This window comes from Sulfitobacter sp. 1A12779 (assembly GCF_043557315.1).
Lineage (GTDB): Bacteria > Pseudomonadota > Alphaproteobacteria > Rhodobacterales > Rhodobacteraceae > Sulfitobacter > Sulfitobacter faviae.
Window position 1 is genome coordinate 88,144 of record NZ_JBIFFU010000010.1, and the last position, 16,247, is coordinate 104,390.

Sequence of the window (16,247 nt, forward strand, 5' to 3'; positions counted from 1 at the left end):
TCTCTTCAAGCCGGTATTCTTGGGGCGGGCCGAAACCGTGGTCGCACTGCTCTGGGCAGCGCATCCTACACCGCCCGGCCTTCGGGGATGCCGGTGCTAACGACGCCCCGCCGGTCAGGCTCAACCTTGAGCCTGACGCGAAGAGGCTATTTCCGCCGCCTGAAAACGGACCCTGACATTGGCAAGTGGCGCGTTTCGTCCGCGCCCCCCAAGTCCCGTCTTCGTCAAGCCGGGCCATTTTTTACGGCGCTGGCTGATCCAGGCGGTCAGGCGGTCAGGGACTGTTGACCCATCTTCTTCAGATTTCGAACGATTTCTTCGTGCATGATCCCTACGATCTCTTTTTCGGATCTCAAGATAACATCAGTTGGAGCGCCAACCCCGACAGCGAAAAGCCGCGAGTTCAGATGGTTAGGAAACGGCATGGAAATCAAGCCGCTCCCTTGAACCACCTGATCGGTTGAGAGGTAATAGCCCTTGGCACGGGTTTCTGCCAACGAGGCCACGAAAGCTTTCACATCCACTGCCGGTTTGTCGGGCGCGCGATAGGCGTTGATCCTGCGGAACAGACTGCGCACTTCGTCGTCACTGAAACGACTCATCAGAACGCGCCCGACACCTGAGTTACCCAGCGGACGACGTGTCCCGAGCGATATGTGGTGGATCGGCGAATCTTTCGGGCGGACAACTTGCACGTACTCGGCTTCGTCCCCATTCTTGGTTGCCAGAACCACCACATGCCGTGTGCGTTCCGAAATTGCCTTGAGCAGCCGGTGGATGGTGCCTTCGCCGAACAGATCTGGATTCATCCACGACCCTAAAAGCGGAACGCGCTCGGTGGGAAAATAACTCTTCTTTCGGGCATCGTGGGTCAGAAATCCAAGCTTCACCAAGCTTTTGAGCAGCGCCGAGGTACTTGACTGCGGGTACCCCAGTTCCTTGGACACTTCCACGACCGAAAGCGGTCGCTGAACTTCATCGAAATACACCAAAGTCTGACAGGTGCGCGCCACCGATTTCACAATTTGATCGCCGCCTGTTCTTGCTGAAGTCTGATGCGCGGTTTCCATGATCTCCTCCCTTCGTGTGCAGTTATATGCACAGCGTTCCATACGGAAGGATGGCCGCGCTTGTAAATTCTGTCAACTGTTAGAAAACTGCCGGGGGCACGCCGCAAGCGGCTTGGGGATCAGGAAAGATTTCGGGTTCGGTTGTCAGTGGCCTCCTCGATTGGCGGGTATGATCACACCGTCAGCGGCGACGGCTCCCTGCCCGCTTGCTCCGACGATCAATGGATTGACATCAATGGTCTCAAGCGCGGCCCCGTGATGGGCGGCAAAAGCAGACAGTCGGGCAAGGGCGCCGGCGAGGGCGTCGATGTCGCGTTCGGGCGCGCCCCGGAATGCGTCCAGCAGTTTGCGGCTGCGGATTTCGTCAATCATACGGCGCGCTTCGACAGGTCCGAATGGTGCGACGCGGAAAGACACGTCTTCGAGGGCCTCGACAAACACCCCGCCCAGACCGAACATGACCACCGGGCCGAAAGCCGGGTCCTGGGTCACGCCGAGTATAGCCTCCAGTCCAGGTGCTGCCTGTTCCGCCACGACCAGCCCGTCGATCCGCGCACCGGGCATCTTCTCGGACGCCAATTCCAAGATTCGTGCCCCGGCAGAGCGGACATCTTCGGCCGAACGCAGATCAAGCGCGACGCCCCCGATGTCGGATTTGTGCAAGATGTCGGGCGAGGCAATCTTCAGCACGACCGGGAATCCCATTTCTTGCGCTGCCTGAGCTGCCGCTTCGGGGGTGGTGGCCAGGGTTTCGCGCACGATCCCGATTCCGGCCTCTGCAAGCAGGGCCTTGGCCTCGATCTCGTTCACAATTCCGTCCGGCAACGGCGACAGGTTGGAGAGTTCGGGTATCGGGTCCTTTTCGCCTGCCCGCGCGAAGGAACGGGCAAAATAGCGCAATGCGGCCATCGCCCGGACTGCACGGGTCGGTTCCTCGAACACGATGAACCCCGACTTTTCGTACGCGGCGCGCCCCTCTGGCTCTGTCAGCGAACAGAACAGCATTGGCCGATCGGGATATTTCTCGCGAATGCGCTCCAGTCCGCGCCGAATGGCTTCGTTCAGGTCGGCGACAAGTCCGACCGTCGACATGAAGATGATGGCCCCATCGATCTCGCCGTCACCAAACAACACATCCATGTTGGTTTCCAGAAGATCGATCTGGTTGACCAGCTGCGCCGTCACATCGACCGGGTTTCGGACACCGGCAAATGGCAGCACCTCTTTCAGCTTTTTCTGTGCATGATCGGGAAGCGCAGGCACGTCCAGTTTCAGCTTTTCGGCTTCGTCGGCCATCAGCACCCCGACCCCGCCCGAGACTGTCACAAGGCCCAGCCGGTCGCCCTGCATCATCGACGCGGATTCGGCACAGGCATAAGTCACATCGAACATTTCATCGACCGATTGCGCCCGGTAAACGCCGTACTGCCGGAACGCCGCGTCATAAACCGCGTCTGCCCCAGCCAATGAGGCGGTATGCGACTGCGCGGCCTCTGCTCCGACCGCGCTGCGCCCGACCTTCATCATGACCACCGGCTTTCCCCGGGCCCGCGCCAGCTCAAGTGCCTCGACCAGCCTGTCGCGATCGGTTGCCCCTTCGAGATATCCCATGATGACGCGGGTATCGTCATCCTGCGCGCAATAGGCCACGGCATCGGCAAAATCGACATCGCAGGAATTGCCCGTCGTCGCCCAGATATTGACCCCAAGTCCGCGCATTCGAACGAGCGTCATGCAATACGAGCCGAACGCGCCGCTTTGACTGACGATCGACACGCCGCCGGGTTTTGGCAGGTGTTTTTCGACCCCGGGCGTGAATGTCGCATAGAGGTTGTGGCGCACATTCGCGATGCCAAGGCAGTTCGGCCCCACAAGCCGCATGCCGCCCTCGCGCGCGATGTCGACCATGCGCGCCTGAAGGGCGGCCCCGTCGGCATCGACCTCCGAGAACCCCGAACTGAAGATCACCGCCCCCCGCACACCTTGGGCCGCGCACTGTTCGACCGCCTGAACGGCCAGCGGCGCGGGCAGCGCGATCACGGCCAGGTCCGGTGTCGTGGGTGCCTCCGAGATCGACGGATACGCCGTCAGGCCCTGCACCTCTGGCGATTTCGGGTTGATAGGCAGGATCGGGCCGTCGAAACCGTGCCGCTTGAGAAAATCCACCGGCCTTCCGCCGATGCGCTTGGGATCGCTTGAGGCGCCAATCACCGCTACCGAGCGAGGGTTGAAAATGGCATCCATTCCATGAATTCGCATGGGACTTCCTTTGATGTTCGTAACTAGTAGGATTTTGGCAGGCCGAGGGCATGTTCCGCGATAAACGAAAGCACCAGCTGCGGGGTGACCGGCGCGATGCGGAACAGGATGGCCTCGCGAACAAGACGCTCGACATGGTATTCCTTGGCGTATCCGAACCCCCCGAAGGTCAGCTGCGCGGTCTGTGTCGCCTTCACCGCCGCTTCGGCGGCCAGATATTTTCCTGCGTTGGCTTCATTTCCGCAGGGCTTGCCCGCGTCGTAGAGCGCGCCGGCGTGCATCGCCATCAGGTTGGCCGCCTCCAGTTCCGCCCAGCTGGCGGCCAGGGGGTGCTGTACACCCTGATTCTGACCGATTGGTCTGCCAAAAACGACGCGCTCATTGGCGTAATCCGCGGCGCGCCGAAGCGCATTCCGCCCGATTCCGACTGCTTCAGCGGCAATTAGAACCCGTTCGGGGTTCAGCCCGTGCAGGATCTGACGAAAGCCCTGGCCTTCTTCGCCGATCAGATCCCCGGCGGGGATCGGAAGCCCGTCGATGAACAGTTCGTTCGAGTCGACACATTTGCGGCCCATCTTTTCGATCTCGCGCACGGTGACGAAAGATCGGTCCAGATCGGTGTAAAAAAGGCTTAATCCTTCTGTCGGTTTCTTGACGTCCTCAAGCGGGGTCGTGCGCGCCAGCAACAGGATCTTGTCGGCCTCCTGGGCGGTTGAAATCCAGACCTTCTGGCCGTGCACCACATATCGGTCACCCTGTCGCACGGCGCGTGTTTTCAGTTTGGTGGTGTCCAGACCGGTTGTCGGCTCGGTCACCCCGAAACACGCACGTTCATCGCCTGCCACCAAAGGCGGAAGGTATTTCTTTTTCTGGTCATCGGTGCCGAATTTCACGACTGGGTTCAGACCGAAGATATTCATGTGAATCGCCGATGCGGCGCTGTTGCCGCCGCCGGATTCCGCAATGGCCTGCATCATGATCGCGGCATCGACGATGCCAAGACCGGCACCTCCGTACTCTTCGGGGATTGCAATCCCCAGCCAGCCATCGCGGGCCAGCTTTTGATGCAGCTCTCGCGGGAAACCGCCTACGCGATCGCGTGTCAGCCAGAATTCGTCGTCGAATTCTTCGCAGATCCGCAGGATCGCATCGCGGATTCCCTGCTGTTCGGATGTCATCTGATAGGTCATGATTTTCTCCTCACGTCTTGCAGACCCGGCTCAGCGGCCCGGTTCGGCCACAGTGCCTTGTTCGATTAGGGTGTCGATTTGCCCGGTGTCGTACGCGAGCTCTTGTAAAATCGCCCGGGTGTCAGCACCCAGTTCGCGGCGCCCAAGCCAGCGCAGCCGTCCCGGCGTCTTGTCCAGCTTTGGCACGGGTCCGACGACCTTGGTGTCGTCGCCCTCCACCCCAACAATGTCCCTTCGCGCGGCGATCTGCGGATCGGCCAGGATGTCATCGACGTCATAGACCATCGCAGCCACGGCATCGTGGGCCTGGAAGATGTCAATCGCCTTCTGCGCGTCATGCTGTGCCACAAATGCGCCGAGACGGTCCACAATCTCGTCCATGTGCTCCGCGAAGCCATCGAGGCTTTGGAATTGCGGCTGTTCCGCCCATTCCTTTCCGCCCGCGGCTTCCAGAAGCCGCCGCCCGGTCGCGGCACTGCCTGCGCTGATTGTGACCCATTTCCCGTCGCGGGCGCGAAACACCCCCGCCGGGGCGTAGGAATTGGGCGCCTGGAGCCCGTTTCGGTCAACCGGCAGCCCCGCGCCGGTTCGCGTCGGAACGTGATAGTCGATCAGGCGCAACAGCGGCTCGAAAATAGCCAGGTCCACCACTTGCCCCCGGGCGCGGCCGTTCTGCACCGCATGCAGCGCCATCATCGCGCCGTAGGCCGCCATCAGGCCTGTGGTCGAATCCGCAGCGGGAAAGCCGGGGTGCATCGGCGCGTTGTCGGCAAAGCCGGTGATGTGCGCCAGTCCGCTCATGGCCTCGCCGGCCCGACCGAAACCCGGCCACGAGGCGCGCGGCCCCGTCTGGCCATAGCCCGAGATCCGCACGATCACCAGATCGGGGTTCCACTCATGCAGGACCTCTGGGGCCAACCCTGCCCGTTCCAGAACACCGGGTCGAAAGTTCTCGATAAGCACATGGGCGTTTTCGACCAGCCGGCGCAGAATGGCGCGGCCGTCTTCACTCTTCCAATCCAGCGCCATCAGACGCTTGTTTCGTGCCAGGGTCTTCCACCAGGCGCCAACGCCATCACTGGCCCGCGCGCTCAGTACCCGCAGCATGTCACCCTGCCCCGGACGCTCGATCTTGACCACGTCGGCGCCAAAATCGGACAGCAATGCGCCGCACATCGGTGCTGCGATCACATGCCCCAGTTCAATCACCCTGACATCGCTCAGTGGCCCATTTTCCATTTTCACGTGTCTGCCTCGTTCTGCGAATTTTCCGACGTCAAGCCCTAGTTTGCGGCTCTGAAAGCCTCATTCTGCTCGGAACTAGAATCCATTGCGAGAACAATCGAACAACCGTTAGATCGCCGAAACGAGCCGATGTTTTTTCACTTGACGGAGGAAAGAATGGCAGAGCCAAACACGAATCGAATGACGGCATGCCGGCCCACGGTAGCCGACGCACTGGACGGGTTGTTCGACCCTCGCACCATTGCGGTGGTCGGCGCGTCCCGCACCAAGGGCAAGTTGGGGCAGGCCGTCATGGCCCTGCTGAAGAGCAACGGTTACAGCGGCACGATTATCCCCGTGAACCCTTCGGGCGGCGAGATCGAAGGCCTTCCGGCTGTGCGCAGTCTGGACGAGATTGACAGCCCGATCGACGTGGTTGTGCTGGCAACGCCGGTCGGGGTCGCGCTGGACGCTCTGGAGACCTGCACCAGGCTCGATGTAAAGGTCGTGGTCGGGGTCACCTCGGGCTTTTCCGAAGCCGGGGAAGAAGGGCATGACAACGAAGAGCGCTTGCGCCGGATCATGCAAGACGCGCCCTTCAGACTGGTCGGACCGAACTGCGAAGGCGTGGTGCGCCCCGCGGCGGACCTGCAACTGACCTTCAGCCCGATGTTCAACGATCTTCGGCCTGGTCCCGTGGCCATGATTTCCCAGTCCGGCGCGCTTGCGGGCCTTATGGCGTTGCGCCTGGGCGAACGCGGCGTGGGCATCAACGCCATCGTTTCCAGCGGCAACGAAACCGACCTGACCGCAGCGGACCTGCTGGATTATCTGGGCAACGACCCCCAGACGCGGGTGGTTCTTTGCTACGTCGAGGAACTGCGCGACGGACGCCGTTTTTCCGAAGCGGCCCAGCGGCTGACACAGGCGGGGAAGCATATTGTCGCGGTCAAGGGTGGGCGCAGCCGCGCCGGGTCACGCGCGGTCCAGTCGCATACCGGCGCCATGGCCGGGGACGACCGGGTGATCAGCGCGGTCTTTCGCGAAACCGGTGTCATCCGCGCCCGTGAATCCGTCGCCGCCGTCGATGCCGTGACGGCGCTCGCCGCGGGTCGACGACCTGCCGGAAACAGGGTCGGGATCATTTCTGTCACCGGCGGGCTTGGCGTCGAAATGACCGACTTGGCCGAAAGCGCCGGCTTCGAGGTTCCGGTGCTGGATGAAACGACGCAGACGGCGCTGTCGCGCTATGTGCCCTTTTATGGGTCGGTGACAAACCCGGTCGATCTGACCGGTGTGGTTTTGGCGAATCCCACATATGTCGGACGCTGTCTGGAGGCCGTTGCCGCCGATCCGGGCGTGGATATTGCCATCGCAATTATCACATTTGTGCCAGATCAGCAGTTCATCGAGGCCTTGGCCGAGGCGTTCGACAGCACAGACAAGCCGATTCTGATCGTCTGGACCGGTTCGGCACGCAGCAATGCCTCGGGCGAGGCGCTGCGCGAACGAGCCGTTCCTGTCTATGATTCGCCCGCTCGGGCGGCATCGGGCCTCGCCGCACTCGCGGTCGCGACAGGAGAAGTGGCATGACCCAAAGAGAAACGCTGGAAAACTGGCAGCGTGCCGGGCGCACGGTTATCCACGAGGCCGATGCGAAGGATCTGCTGCAACGGATTGGAATCCCGGTGCCCCGACGTGACCCCGACCACGGGCGCTGTGTCGCCAAGCTGTGTCACGATGACTATCCGCATAAGTCCGATCACGGGCTCGTCCGTTTGGGTCTTTCCCCCGACGAGGCGAAACAGGCCGCCGCGGAAATGGCGGAACGTTTTGCGGGCGGCACGGCGCTGATCGAGGAAATGGAAGAAGGGTCCGTGGCCGAATGGATTATCGGCTGCAAACGCGACGACACCTTTGGTCCGATCGTTCTGGCCGGTCCTGGCGGCATCCTTGTAGAACTGATTGATGCCGCCGAAATCAGGCTTGCGCCCGCCACCCCGCAAACTGCCGCGGCCATGCTGCGATCGGGTCCGGGGGCGCGGTTGCTGACTGGACTACGCGGCGCAGAACCGGCCGACAAAGATGCCCTGGCAGACCTGATTTCACGCATATCTGTTTTCTTTGCCGAGAACGCCGATCTGATCTCGGAAATTGAAATCAACCCTGTGATGGTTCGGGCCGACGGGAAGGGATTGGTCGCCGCCGATGCCTTGATCGTTTTGTCATCAAAGGCGGACGGACAGGAGAAATCAACGTGATACGTCACCCTTTTGGAGAGTTGTCACTTGGCCAGACCGGCATTTCGAGCGGTCGGACGATGACCGAAACCGATGTCGTCAATTTCTGCATGTTGACCGGGAACTGGCTGGAACTTCACTCCAACGTCGAGCACGCCAAATCGTCTCTGTATGGCCAGCGCCTCGTGCAGGGCAGCCTCGTGTTCTCGATCGTCAATGCGATGATCCCCTTCGACAGTTCCGTGCTGGCCGCTTTCTATGGCTGTGACAAGCTACGCTTTTTGCGGCCCACTTTTATCAACGACACCCTTTGGGCCCGCACCGAAATCATCGACCTGAAGGACCATGACGAAAGGCACGGCGTCGTGACCAGCAAACTGGAAGGCATCAACCAGCGGGACGAAACGGTCCTGCGCTGCGAGTTCAGCCTGCTGATCCGCAAGTCGCGTCTGGATCGCCCCGGAGAACCGGCCAAAATCCGTGCGGCGCACGACAAGACACAAGGACAGAGCGCATGAACTTTCTGACACCCGAGCAAGAGATGTGGCGCGCCACCGTCGAGCGTTTCGTCGACGAAGAGATCGGCCGCGATTATATCCGCAATTGCGACCGCGAGCGCAAATACCCCTACGAAGCCTATGAAAAAGTGGCCAAGCAGGGCTGGCTCGGCATCCTGTTTTCAGAAGAGAGCGGCGGTCTTGGCGGTGACATCATGGATTATGCCCTGATGTGCGAAGGGTTGGCCAAATACGGCTTTGACTTCTCGACCGGGTTGATGGTGGCGACGTTCACCGCGATGAATGTCGAGAAATTCGGCACGCCCGAGCAAAAAGAGCGGTACATCCAGCCCTTCCTCAATGGCGACATCCGCTTTTCGATCTCGATTTCCGAACCGGGCGCGGGGTCGGATGCGGCATCGACAAAGACCCGCGCGCGGCGCGACGGCAACGGCTGGGTCGTCAACGGGCAGAAACTGTGGTGCTCGGGCGCTGCGGCCGATAACGCAATCCTTGCAATGCTGACCCGGACCGACCCCGACGCGCCCAAACACAAGGGGCTGTCGGTTTTCCTGATCCCCAATGACACCGAAGGTCTGGACATCCGCAAGCTGCCGACCATGGCGCGCCGCGCAACCGGCACCACCGAGATTTTCGTGGACGACGTGAAACTGCCGGCCGATGCGCTGCTGGGCACGGAAAACGATGGCTGGAAGATCATCACCGACCATCTGGAACTGGAACGCGTGGCCGTGGCCGCCGCCTATGTGGGCAATGCCCAGACAGCCGTAGACGATGCTCTGCGCTACGCCCACGAACGGATTCAGTTCGACAAGCCGATCTTCGACTTTCAGGTGATCCGCCACATGCTGGCCGACATGCAGACCCAGGTCGATGCCGCCCGGCTGTTGGTTTATCGCGCCGCCAGCCTGGCCGCAGCCAAGACGCCCTGCACGCGAGAGGTCTCGATGGCAAAGCTCTATGCCTCCGAGACGCTGCAGACGGTGACGCGCAACGGAATGCAGATCCTGGGTGGCCACTCGATGCTGCCCGAAGCAGATATGGAGCGGTATTTCCGCGAAGGGATGCAAAGCACCATCGGCGGCGGAACCTCGCAGATTCAGCGTACGCTCATCGCCAAGACCATGCGCCCGGGCTAACAGTTCGGGGCGCACCGGGACAGCCCGACAAGAAGGAGAAAGAGCATATGAAGAACGGACGAGAACCGGTGGTCGTCGGCATCGCCGACGCGCCGCTGAAGGACGGCAAGTTCGTCACCAAGGCTTCGGTCCTTGGTCATGCCGCATTTGTGGCAAAAGCCGCCGTCGAAGAAGCAGGACTGAAGTTGAGCGATGTCGACGGTCTTCTGACGGCCGGCATGTGGGGGGTCCCCGGCCCCGGCCAACTGGCCACGGTGACGCTGGGCGAATATCTGGGCATCATGCCGACATTCGTCGATGGCACGAATATTGGCGGTTCGGCATTCGAGGCCCATATCGCACATGCCGCCATGGCTCTTCGCGAAGGCTATTGCGAGGTTGCGCTGATTGTCTACAGCTCGGACCAGAAATCCCTGCGCAGCCGCAATCTAGGGGGTCGGCCTTCAGTCCTGTCCATGCAGCATGAAACGCCTTACGGAATGCCCACGCCTGTGGGCGGCTATGCGATGGCCGCACAGCGCCATATGCATGAATTTGGCACCACGTCCGAGAATCTGGCCGAAATCGCCGTCGCGACGCGGAAATGGGCACAGTTGAACCCCGAGGCGACGCGTCGCGATCCGCTGTCCATTGACGACGTGCTGTCCAGCACGATGATCTCGGAGCCGCTGCATCTGCTCGATTGCTGTCTCGTCACCGACGGGGCCGGCGCCCTCGTCATGACCACCGCCGAGCGGGCCAAGGACCTCAACACCCGTCCCGTCGCGGTCAAGGGCTATGGCGAGGCGCATACCCACTGGGCCATCGGCGAAATGCCGGACCTCGCCCGCCTGCTTCCCGCGCAAAAGGCCGGGGAACGCGCAATAAAAATGGCCGGGGTGAGCCATTCGGATATCGACCTGGTCGAGATCTATGACAGCTTTACCATCACCGTGCTGCTCTCGCTCGAGGCTCTCGGCTTCTGCAAGATCGGCGAAGGCGGGGATTTCGTGTCGGGCCAGCGCACGGCACCAGGCGGGGCGTTCCCAATGAACACCAGCGGCGGCGGCCTCTCGGCGCTGCATCCGGGCATGTTCGGAATGTTCCTGCTGATCGAGGCCGTCCGGCAGCTTCGCGGCGAAGGCGGCGAGCGCCAGGTCAAGGGCGCCGAGACCGCTCTGGTGCATGGTACCGGGGGTACGCTTTCCTCAGGTGCGACCGTGATTTTGCAGAAGGGCTAAGACGATGAGCATTGAAAAACCGCTTCCGGTGATCGACCATGACAGTGCCCCCTATTGGGAGGCCACGCGCGAGGGCCGCCTCGACATCCCGCTTTGCGGCGATTGCGGCAAACATCATTTCTATCCCCGCTCTATTTGCCCGTATTGCCATTCCGACAATCTGCGCTTCAACACCGTGAGCGGACGCGGCAAGGTGCATACCTTCACCATCGCGCGCCGTCCGGCAGGGCCGACTTTCGCGGATGACGTGCCATATGTCGTGGCATTGATCGAGCTGGAGGAAGGCCCCCGGATGATGAGCCGGATCCAGACCGGCGACCCCGAGAAGGTTCATATCGGGGCCAAGGTGGAAGTGACGTTCGTCAAGGCAACCGACGAAGTGACTTTTCCCTACTTCAAAATGACCTGAGGCCAGAGGCACCGCCACTTCGGGGCCGAATGTGGAAGAGCCGTCGCAGAGGTTGTCTGCGGTGGCTCTTCGCTTTTCGGAGGTCACCCGGCGCGGCCGGGCTGCGGTGCTCCGCGCAAAAACCGCCACGCCAAGAGCCCGGCCAGCGCCAGCCCACCAACGATGTCGGCCGCAGGCGCGGCGTAAAACAGCAAGCCGGCAGCCGACAGGAACAGCAACCGGCCGATGACCGGCACCTTTCCACGAAACCAGCCGCTTGTGCCGACGCTGACGGCAAAAACCGCGGCGCAGGCCACGCCCATATCCAGTAGGATTTGCACTGTGCCGCCCTGGGCCAGTATGCCCGGCCGGAACACAAAGAGAAACGGCACCACATAGATCGCTCCGGCCAACATCAGCGCGCGACCCGCCACCCGCCAGAAATTGGCCCCTGCCAGGGCGGCGGCGGCATAGACACTGGCGCAGACCGGTGGCGTGATGGCCGACAGGATCGCATAGTAGAAGACAAAAAGATGAGCCGTCAGTTCGGGTAGGCCAAGCCGCACGAGACTGGGCGCGGCGATTGCCGCCGCCAGCACATAGGAGGCCGTCGTCGGCACGTCCATACCCAGCAAGATCGCCAGCACCGCCGCCAGCAACAGGGCCACGATCAACCCCTGACCGGACACAGAGAACAACAGGTTCGAGACTTTGACCCCGGCACCCGTCGCCGTCAGAACCTTGACGACGATGGCGGCGCAGGCTAGCAGCGCGGCGATCATCACCAACGCCCGCCCTGCTTCGATCATCCCCTCATAGAGGTCGCGCGCCAGCTTGGCCCAAGAGGCCAGCACGCCCTGCTCTCTTCCGTCACGCGCGAACGGGCGCACCACCACACAGGCCAAAACCAGTATGATAACAGCACCGGCACCTGCAAAGCTCGGCGTGTAGCCGTTGAACAGGAAGTAGACCATCGCCGCGATGGGAAGAAACAAGGGAATTGACTTGTCCGGTGCGAGGAATTCCGCCGGTTCGGGCATTTCGCTCCTCGGTGTCGGTTGCAACCCTGTGCGACGCGCATAGAGATCCACCCCGAGCCATACCGCCAGGTAGTAGAGAAATGCCGGACCGATCGCCGCAACGACAATGTCGGTATAGGGAATGTTCAGGAACTCAGCCATGATGAAGGCCGCTGCCCCCATCACCGGCGGCGTAAGCTGGCCGGCGGAGGAGGCAACGGCCTCGACCGCCCCGGCAAAGGCCGGTGGATAGCGCAGCCGCTTCATCGTGGGAATGGTGATCGAGCCGGTCGCCATGACGTTGGCCACTGCCGAACCGGTCACCGTCCCGAACATCGCCGAAGACAGGGCACAGACCTTTGCCGGGCCGCCATACGTTCGACCGGCGATCCACGTTGCCATTTTCATGAAAGCATCCGTTGCCCCGGTCGACAGCAGGAGCGCCCCCAGAAGCACATAGATCACGATGACCCGTGCCCCGATATCCGCAAGGTAGCCGAACAGGCCGGTGGTCGAGCTGTAAAATGTCTCGACAGCGGTACGTGCCGAAACGCGCGGCGGGCGCCAGGCGCCGTCGATCAGGTCATAGCCGAAATAGAAATAGATCACGGTGCAAAGGGCCAGCAGCGGCAGGAACCATCCGATCACCCGGCGCGCGGCCTCGAGGGTCAGCAGAACAGCTATCAGACCTGCCGCCTTGTCGATCGGCCCATAGCGCACCATGATATCCGAAAAGCGATCCCGGTTCAGGATCACGTAGAGGCAAACCGCGAACGCCAGTAGTCCCAGCATGATGTCCACAGCCCGTTCAATCCCGCTTCGCGCACCGGTCCGCGAGGCGCGTGCCGCATAAAGAAAGAACGCGCCGCCGATACCGAAACCGATAAAGATCGGCCGCTGAACCAGCGGTTCGAACTGCCCGAATAAGGCATTGTAGAAATGCAGAGCGACGAATGCCGCCAACAATACTCCAAGCGCCTGCCCTCCGCGCCGTTCCCAATTGGGTATTGCGGTCGATGTCTGCGTCATGTTCTCTCCGAGAGCGGTAACGGCGGGGTGCCCGCAGCACCCCGTCTGGATCAGCCTATGGCCGCCGTCGTGACGGCCCGCGATTCCGGTCAGCTTCCGGCCGCCTCTCTCCAATAACGTTCCGCACCTGGATGATAGGGTATACCGGTCTCGATTGTGGCGACGGCATCGGCGGCGATGTCGTAATCCGCAAGCTGCGGCCAGGCTTCGACCAGCAGGTCCATGTTCTGGTGGATGCTGCGAGCGATGTCATAGGCGCTCTGGTCATCCATGACGCCGGTGCGGGTCAGGAAGAAGACGTTGAGCTTGGGTACCCGCATTTCCTCGGATCCCGGAATAAGCCCTGCGGGAAGAGTCGTGAAACCGACGCCCTCCATGGCTTCTGTCGCCGCTTTCTCCTGCTCTTCGGTGAAGCCGATCAACCGCATCTTGGTGCTTGTCATCAACTCTTGCAGGGTTGCATCGACAGAGTTTGCGGCCCCGTATTTGCTATAACCGATGATCTGGCGGTTCTTGATGCCTTCCACCGCGTCGCCAACGGCGCCATGCACCAGGTCCGCGTTGATATCGAACATGGACAGGACACCGGTCGTCAACGTCTCGGCCGCCGATCCGCGGATGCCGGGATTGAACTTCTTTCCGTCCAGTTCGTCCAGCGTCGTCACACCAGACTCTTCGGTGACCGCGATCAGCAGGATCGAGGCGCTGTAAGGATAAAGCGCAACCGTATCTGGGATTGCGTTACCTTCGAACTTGCCGGTCCCGTTTCTGGCGGAGATCAGAATGTCGGTGGTGGCAAGCCCAAGGTCGATCTCGTCGCGCGCCAGCCGCAGCACATTGTCCACGCTGGCCCCGGTTTCGATCACGCTGACATTGGTGCCTTCCATGCCGGTCTCGATCGCCTTGCTCATCGCAACCGAAATGGTGAAATGGCTCGACGTCGGGCTGGTCGTGCCCATCGTGAGATCCTTGGCAGATGCCGCGCCGCCAAGGGCTATCGCGCCCATGGCCGCGATAGCACCCACCGCCGCCCGGTATCCGGTCAACTTGCGTTGGATCATTTTATCCTCCCGTTTTTGCCTTTAAAGTAACGTCAGCCCGGTCGCTTAAGCACGCAGGGCCCCCGATGTATCGATCCGCTCTCTCAGAACGCGCAATTCTTCCTCCGTTGGTGGCCGCGTTTGCGGCACCTCGCCTCTGATCGCCAGATCGAACCCCGTATGACGCTGGACCTCTTCGGGCGTATTTCCCGCATGCACCGATTTCAGTCGCATTCGCAGCGTCGTCTTGTCGAAATCCATAACCGCTCGCGGTGTCACCACCAGGCGCGGTCCTTCATTGACCAGCCCGGCGTCGCGTTTCGCGGCAGGCCCGGACAGATGTCCGGGTATTGTGATGAAATCGACCGTTTCCACAAAGTTTCGCGCCGTATGCACGGTGGGGCAAATGTAATACCGCGACGAGGTGTGGCAGTATGACAGGTTTGCTGCCCCCGGCCCGCGCATCTTTGGTGCGTGCAGCGTGCCGCCGACGTGGTGCAGGTTGATGTTGCCGTACACATCGTGCTGCAAGCCACTGTGAAAGAAAAAATCCAGCCCGTGATGGCTGTGGCCGAACAACTCGATAAAGGTCTCGGCGGCCTCGCAGCGGCCGAGCGCACGATCGTCCAGCATCGACGGATACAAACGCCCCGGCTCGGGGTTGAAGAACATCTCGCCGCCGACCGTCAGGTTCGGTGCATGCAGCTCGCGGGCTAGCGCAATGGCCGCCATCGGCACCAACGCGGCTGCACCCGCCGCACCCAGTTCTCCGTCGGCCAGATCGCGGGCCAACACGACGACCATCTGTTCAATTGGGGAAACCGCTGCACTCATTCGTTCCGTGCCTCGGCTTCGAGCACGGCGAAATACCCGGCTCCCCCGACCGCTTCGATGTAGTCGCTCTGGTTTTTCGGTCCGGTCACATGGCGGGCGATATAGGTGTCCAGCCCCGTGCTGTCGCCGGTCCGGGCGGCATCCCCCAGATCGGCGTAGGCGTCGATATGGTCCTCGTCCATCGCATAGTTGGGAAAGCTCGCGGTTGGGTGCGCGCCATAGGGCACCTCGACCACGGCATCGACATAATAAGACGGCACGGTAACCCGCGAGGGATCGTCCAGAACGACCTCGTCCGGCACGATCCGGTCCACGCTGGCAATGACCATGTCAGACGCGCGTGCCATCAGCTGATCGGCGTAGACCATCGTGCTGAGATGGCGCAGGTTTCCCCAACGGTCGGCTTCCTGCGCGTGCAAGAACGTCACTCTGGGGCGGATCGGCCCGACGGCGTGAATACGGCGGCCGGAGAACGGGCAGTCGATTTCGTGCAAAAGCGGGTTGTGCTTCAGAACGTCCGATCCGCGCAGCGCGTCGATTGGCTGGAACGGCACGCCATGAGCCGACGCCATCAGCCCGCCCACCACGGTCAGCGCATCCAGCGCGTGCGCGGTCACCTGCCCTGCCTCGACCGCGCGGCGGAAATTGGGGCAAAGCCGGTTTTCCAGCGTAACGCCGGGAATAAAGACCTGTGCGACCGCGCCTGCCGCAATCATCAGGTCGACATCATACCCCGCGCCCGGCGAGGAATACACATGCAGACCATCTGCGCCCGCGGCCAGCAACGCGCGCACCAGTGCGACAGGGCGGCTTTGCTTGAACAGACCACCGAGACAAAGCTCGGGGCGTTCTTCCAAAGCGCCTCGTGCCAGCCGGGCTGCGTCTTGCAGGCCTGTGACCTTGCTGCGACGTGTGGGTTTCGCTTGGCCTTCCATCGTTGGGCGTGCCACTCCGATAGTGATTGCGCTGACCCATCCTAGTTGACGCTATGGGGTCCATCACCTTCCGACTAGCGCAAAGCCTGATCGAACACATATGTGGAAATGCTTGCGCCCGGTTCCTGACAGGCAATTGAGA

General features: G+C 61.7%; 14 protein-coding genes. 6 read left to right on the forward strand and 8 right to left on the reverse strand.

The features are described 5' to 3' along the window. Positions 1-266: 266 nt before the first annotated feature. From ACGYLQ_RS13115 to ACGYLQ_RS13130, 4 genes are all read right to left on the reverse strand, one after another. Entirely contained in the window at positions 267-1,070 is an 804-nt protein-coding gene (locus ACGYLQ_RS13115; RefSeq protein ID WP_027264361.1) for an IclR family transcriptional regulator, read from the reverse strand. Positions 1,071-1,214: 144 nt separating this feature from the next. Then, positions 1,215-3,329, reverse strand: a complete 2,115-nt coding sequence (locus ACGYLQ_RS13120) for an acetate--CoA ligase family protein (RefSeq protein ID WP_027264360.1) — start codon at positions 3,327-3,329, stop codon at positions 1,215-1,217. 23 nt (positions 3,330-3,352) lie between these two features. Next, positions 3,353-4,519 (reverse strand): acyl-CoA dehydrogenase family protein, encoded by a 1,167-nt coding sequence (locus ACGYLQ_RS13125; RefSeq protein WP_027264359.1) that lies wholly within the window; start codon positions 4,517-4,519, stop codon positions 3,353-3,355. 30 nt (positions 4,520-4,549) lie between these two features. Then, positions 4,550-5,758 (reverse strand): CaiB/BaiF CoA-transferase family protein, encoded by a 1,209-nt coding sequence (locus tag ACGYLQ_RS13130; RefSeq protein WP_027264358.1) that lies wholly within the window; start codon positions 5,756-5,758, stop codon positions 4,550-4,552. A 162-nt stretch (positions 5,759-5,920) separates the two neighbouring features. On the opposite strand from ACGYLQ_RS13130, the gene ACGYLQ_RS13135 reads away from it, so the two are divergent. The 6 genes from ACGYLQ_RS13135 to ACGYLQ_RS13160 are packed head-to-tail and all read left to right on the forward strand — an operon-like array spanning position 5,921 to position 11,269. Beyond that, complete coding sequence (locus ACGYLQ_RS13135; RefSeq protein WP_223228102.1) at positions 5,921-7,336, forward strand: acetate--CoA ligase family protein; 1,416 nt, start codon at positions 5,921-5,923, stop codon at positions 7,334-7,336. Beyond that, a complete protein-coding gene (locus tag ACGYLQ_RS13140; protein ID WP_027264356.1) occupies positions 7,333-8,004 on the forward strand; it encodes an acetate--CoA ligase family protein in 672 nt (223 codons plus the stop codon). Before ACGYLQ_RS13135 ends, ACGYLQ_RS13140 begins: the two co-directional genes overlap by 4 nt. Positions 8,005-8,063: 59 nt before the next feature. Continuing rightward, positions 8,064-8,501, forward strand: coding sequence for a MaoC/PaaZ C-terminal domain-containing protein (locus ACGYLQ_RS13145; RefSeq protein ID WP_051372686.1), 438 nt, complete (start codon positions 8,064-8,066; stop codon positions 8,499-8,501). Then, on the forward strand, positions 8,498-9,640 hold the full coding sequence (locus tag ACGYLQ_RS13150; RefSeq protein WP_027264354.1) for an acyl-CoA dehydrogenase family protein: 1,143 nt from the start codon (positions 8,498-8,500) through the stop codon (positions 9,638-9,640). The genes ACGYLQ_RS13145 and ACGYLQ_RS13150 overlap by 4 nt, the downstream gene beginning before the upstream one ends. A 47-nt stretch (positions 9,641-9,687) precedes the next feature. Continuing rightward, positions 9,688-10,860, forward strand: a complete 1,173-nt coding sequence (locus tag ACGYLQ_RS13155; protein ID WP_027264353.1) for an acetyl-CoA acetyltransferase — start codon at positions 9,688-9,690, stop codon at positions 10,858-10,860. A 4-nt stretch (positions 10,861-10,864) separates the two neighbouring features. Then, positions 10,865-11,269, forward strand: coding sequence for a Zn-ribbon domain-containing OB-fold protein (locus tag ACGYLQ_RS13160; protein ID WP_027264352.1), 405 nt, complete (start codon positions 10,865-10,867; stop codon positions 11,267-11,269). Positions 11,270-11,352: 83 nt separating this feature from the next. Here ACGYLQ_RS13160 and ACGYLQ_RS13165 read toward each other — a convergent pair whose 3' ends face one another. The 4 genes from ACGYLQ_RS13165 to ACGYLQ_RS13180 form a co-directional block, all read right to left on the reverse strand. Beyond that, the gene (locus ACGYLQ_RS13165; RefSeq protein ID WP_223228103.1) at positions 11,353-13,296 is read right to left on the reverse strand and encodes a TRAP transporter fused permease subunit; all 1,944 of its coding nucleotides are present in this window, start codon (positions 13,294-13,296) and stop codon (positions 11,353-11,355) included. An 89-nt stretch (positions 13,297-13,385) separates the two neighbouring features. Then, positions 13,386-14,357: a TAXI family TRAP transporter solute-binding subunit gene (locus ACGYLQ_RS13170; RefSeq protein ID WP_027264350.1), complete on the reverse strand. Its 972-nt coding sequence runs from the start codon at positions 14,355-14,357 to the stop codon at positions 13,386-13,388. Between the two features lie 45 nt (positions 14,358-14,402). Beyond that, positions 14,403-15,170 carry a CoA-transferase gene (locus tag ACGYLQ_RS13175; RefSeq protein WP_027264349.1) on the reverse strand — a complete coding sequence of 256 codons (768 nt, stop codon included), beginning with the start codon at positions 15,168-15,170 and terminating at the stop codon, positions 14,403-14,405. Further along, positions 15,167-16,120, reverse strand: a complete 954-nt coding sequence (locus ACGYLQ_RS13180) for a CoA transferase subunit A (protein WP_394418264.1) — start codon at positions 16,118-16,120, stop codon at positions 15,167-15,169. Before ACGYLQ_RS13180 ends, ACGYLQ_RS13175 begins: the two co-directional genes overlap by 4 nt. Between the last annotated feature and the right edge of the window lie 127 nt (positions 16,121-16,247).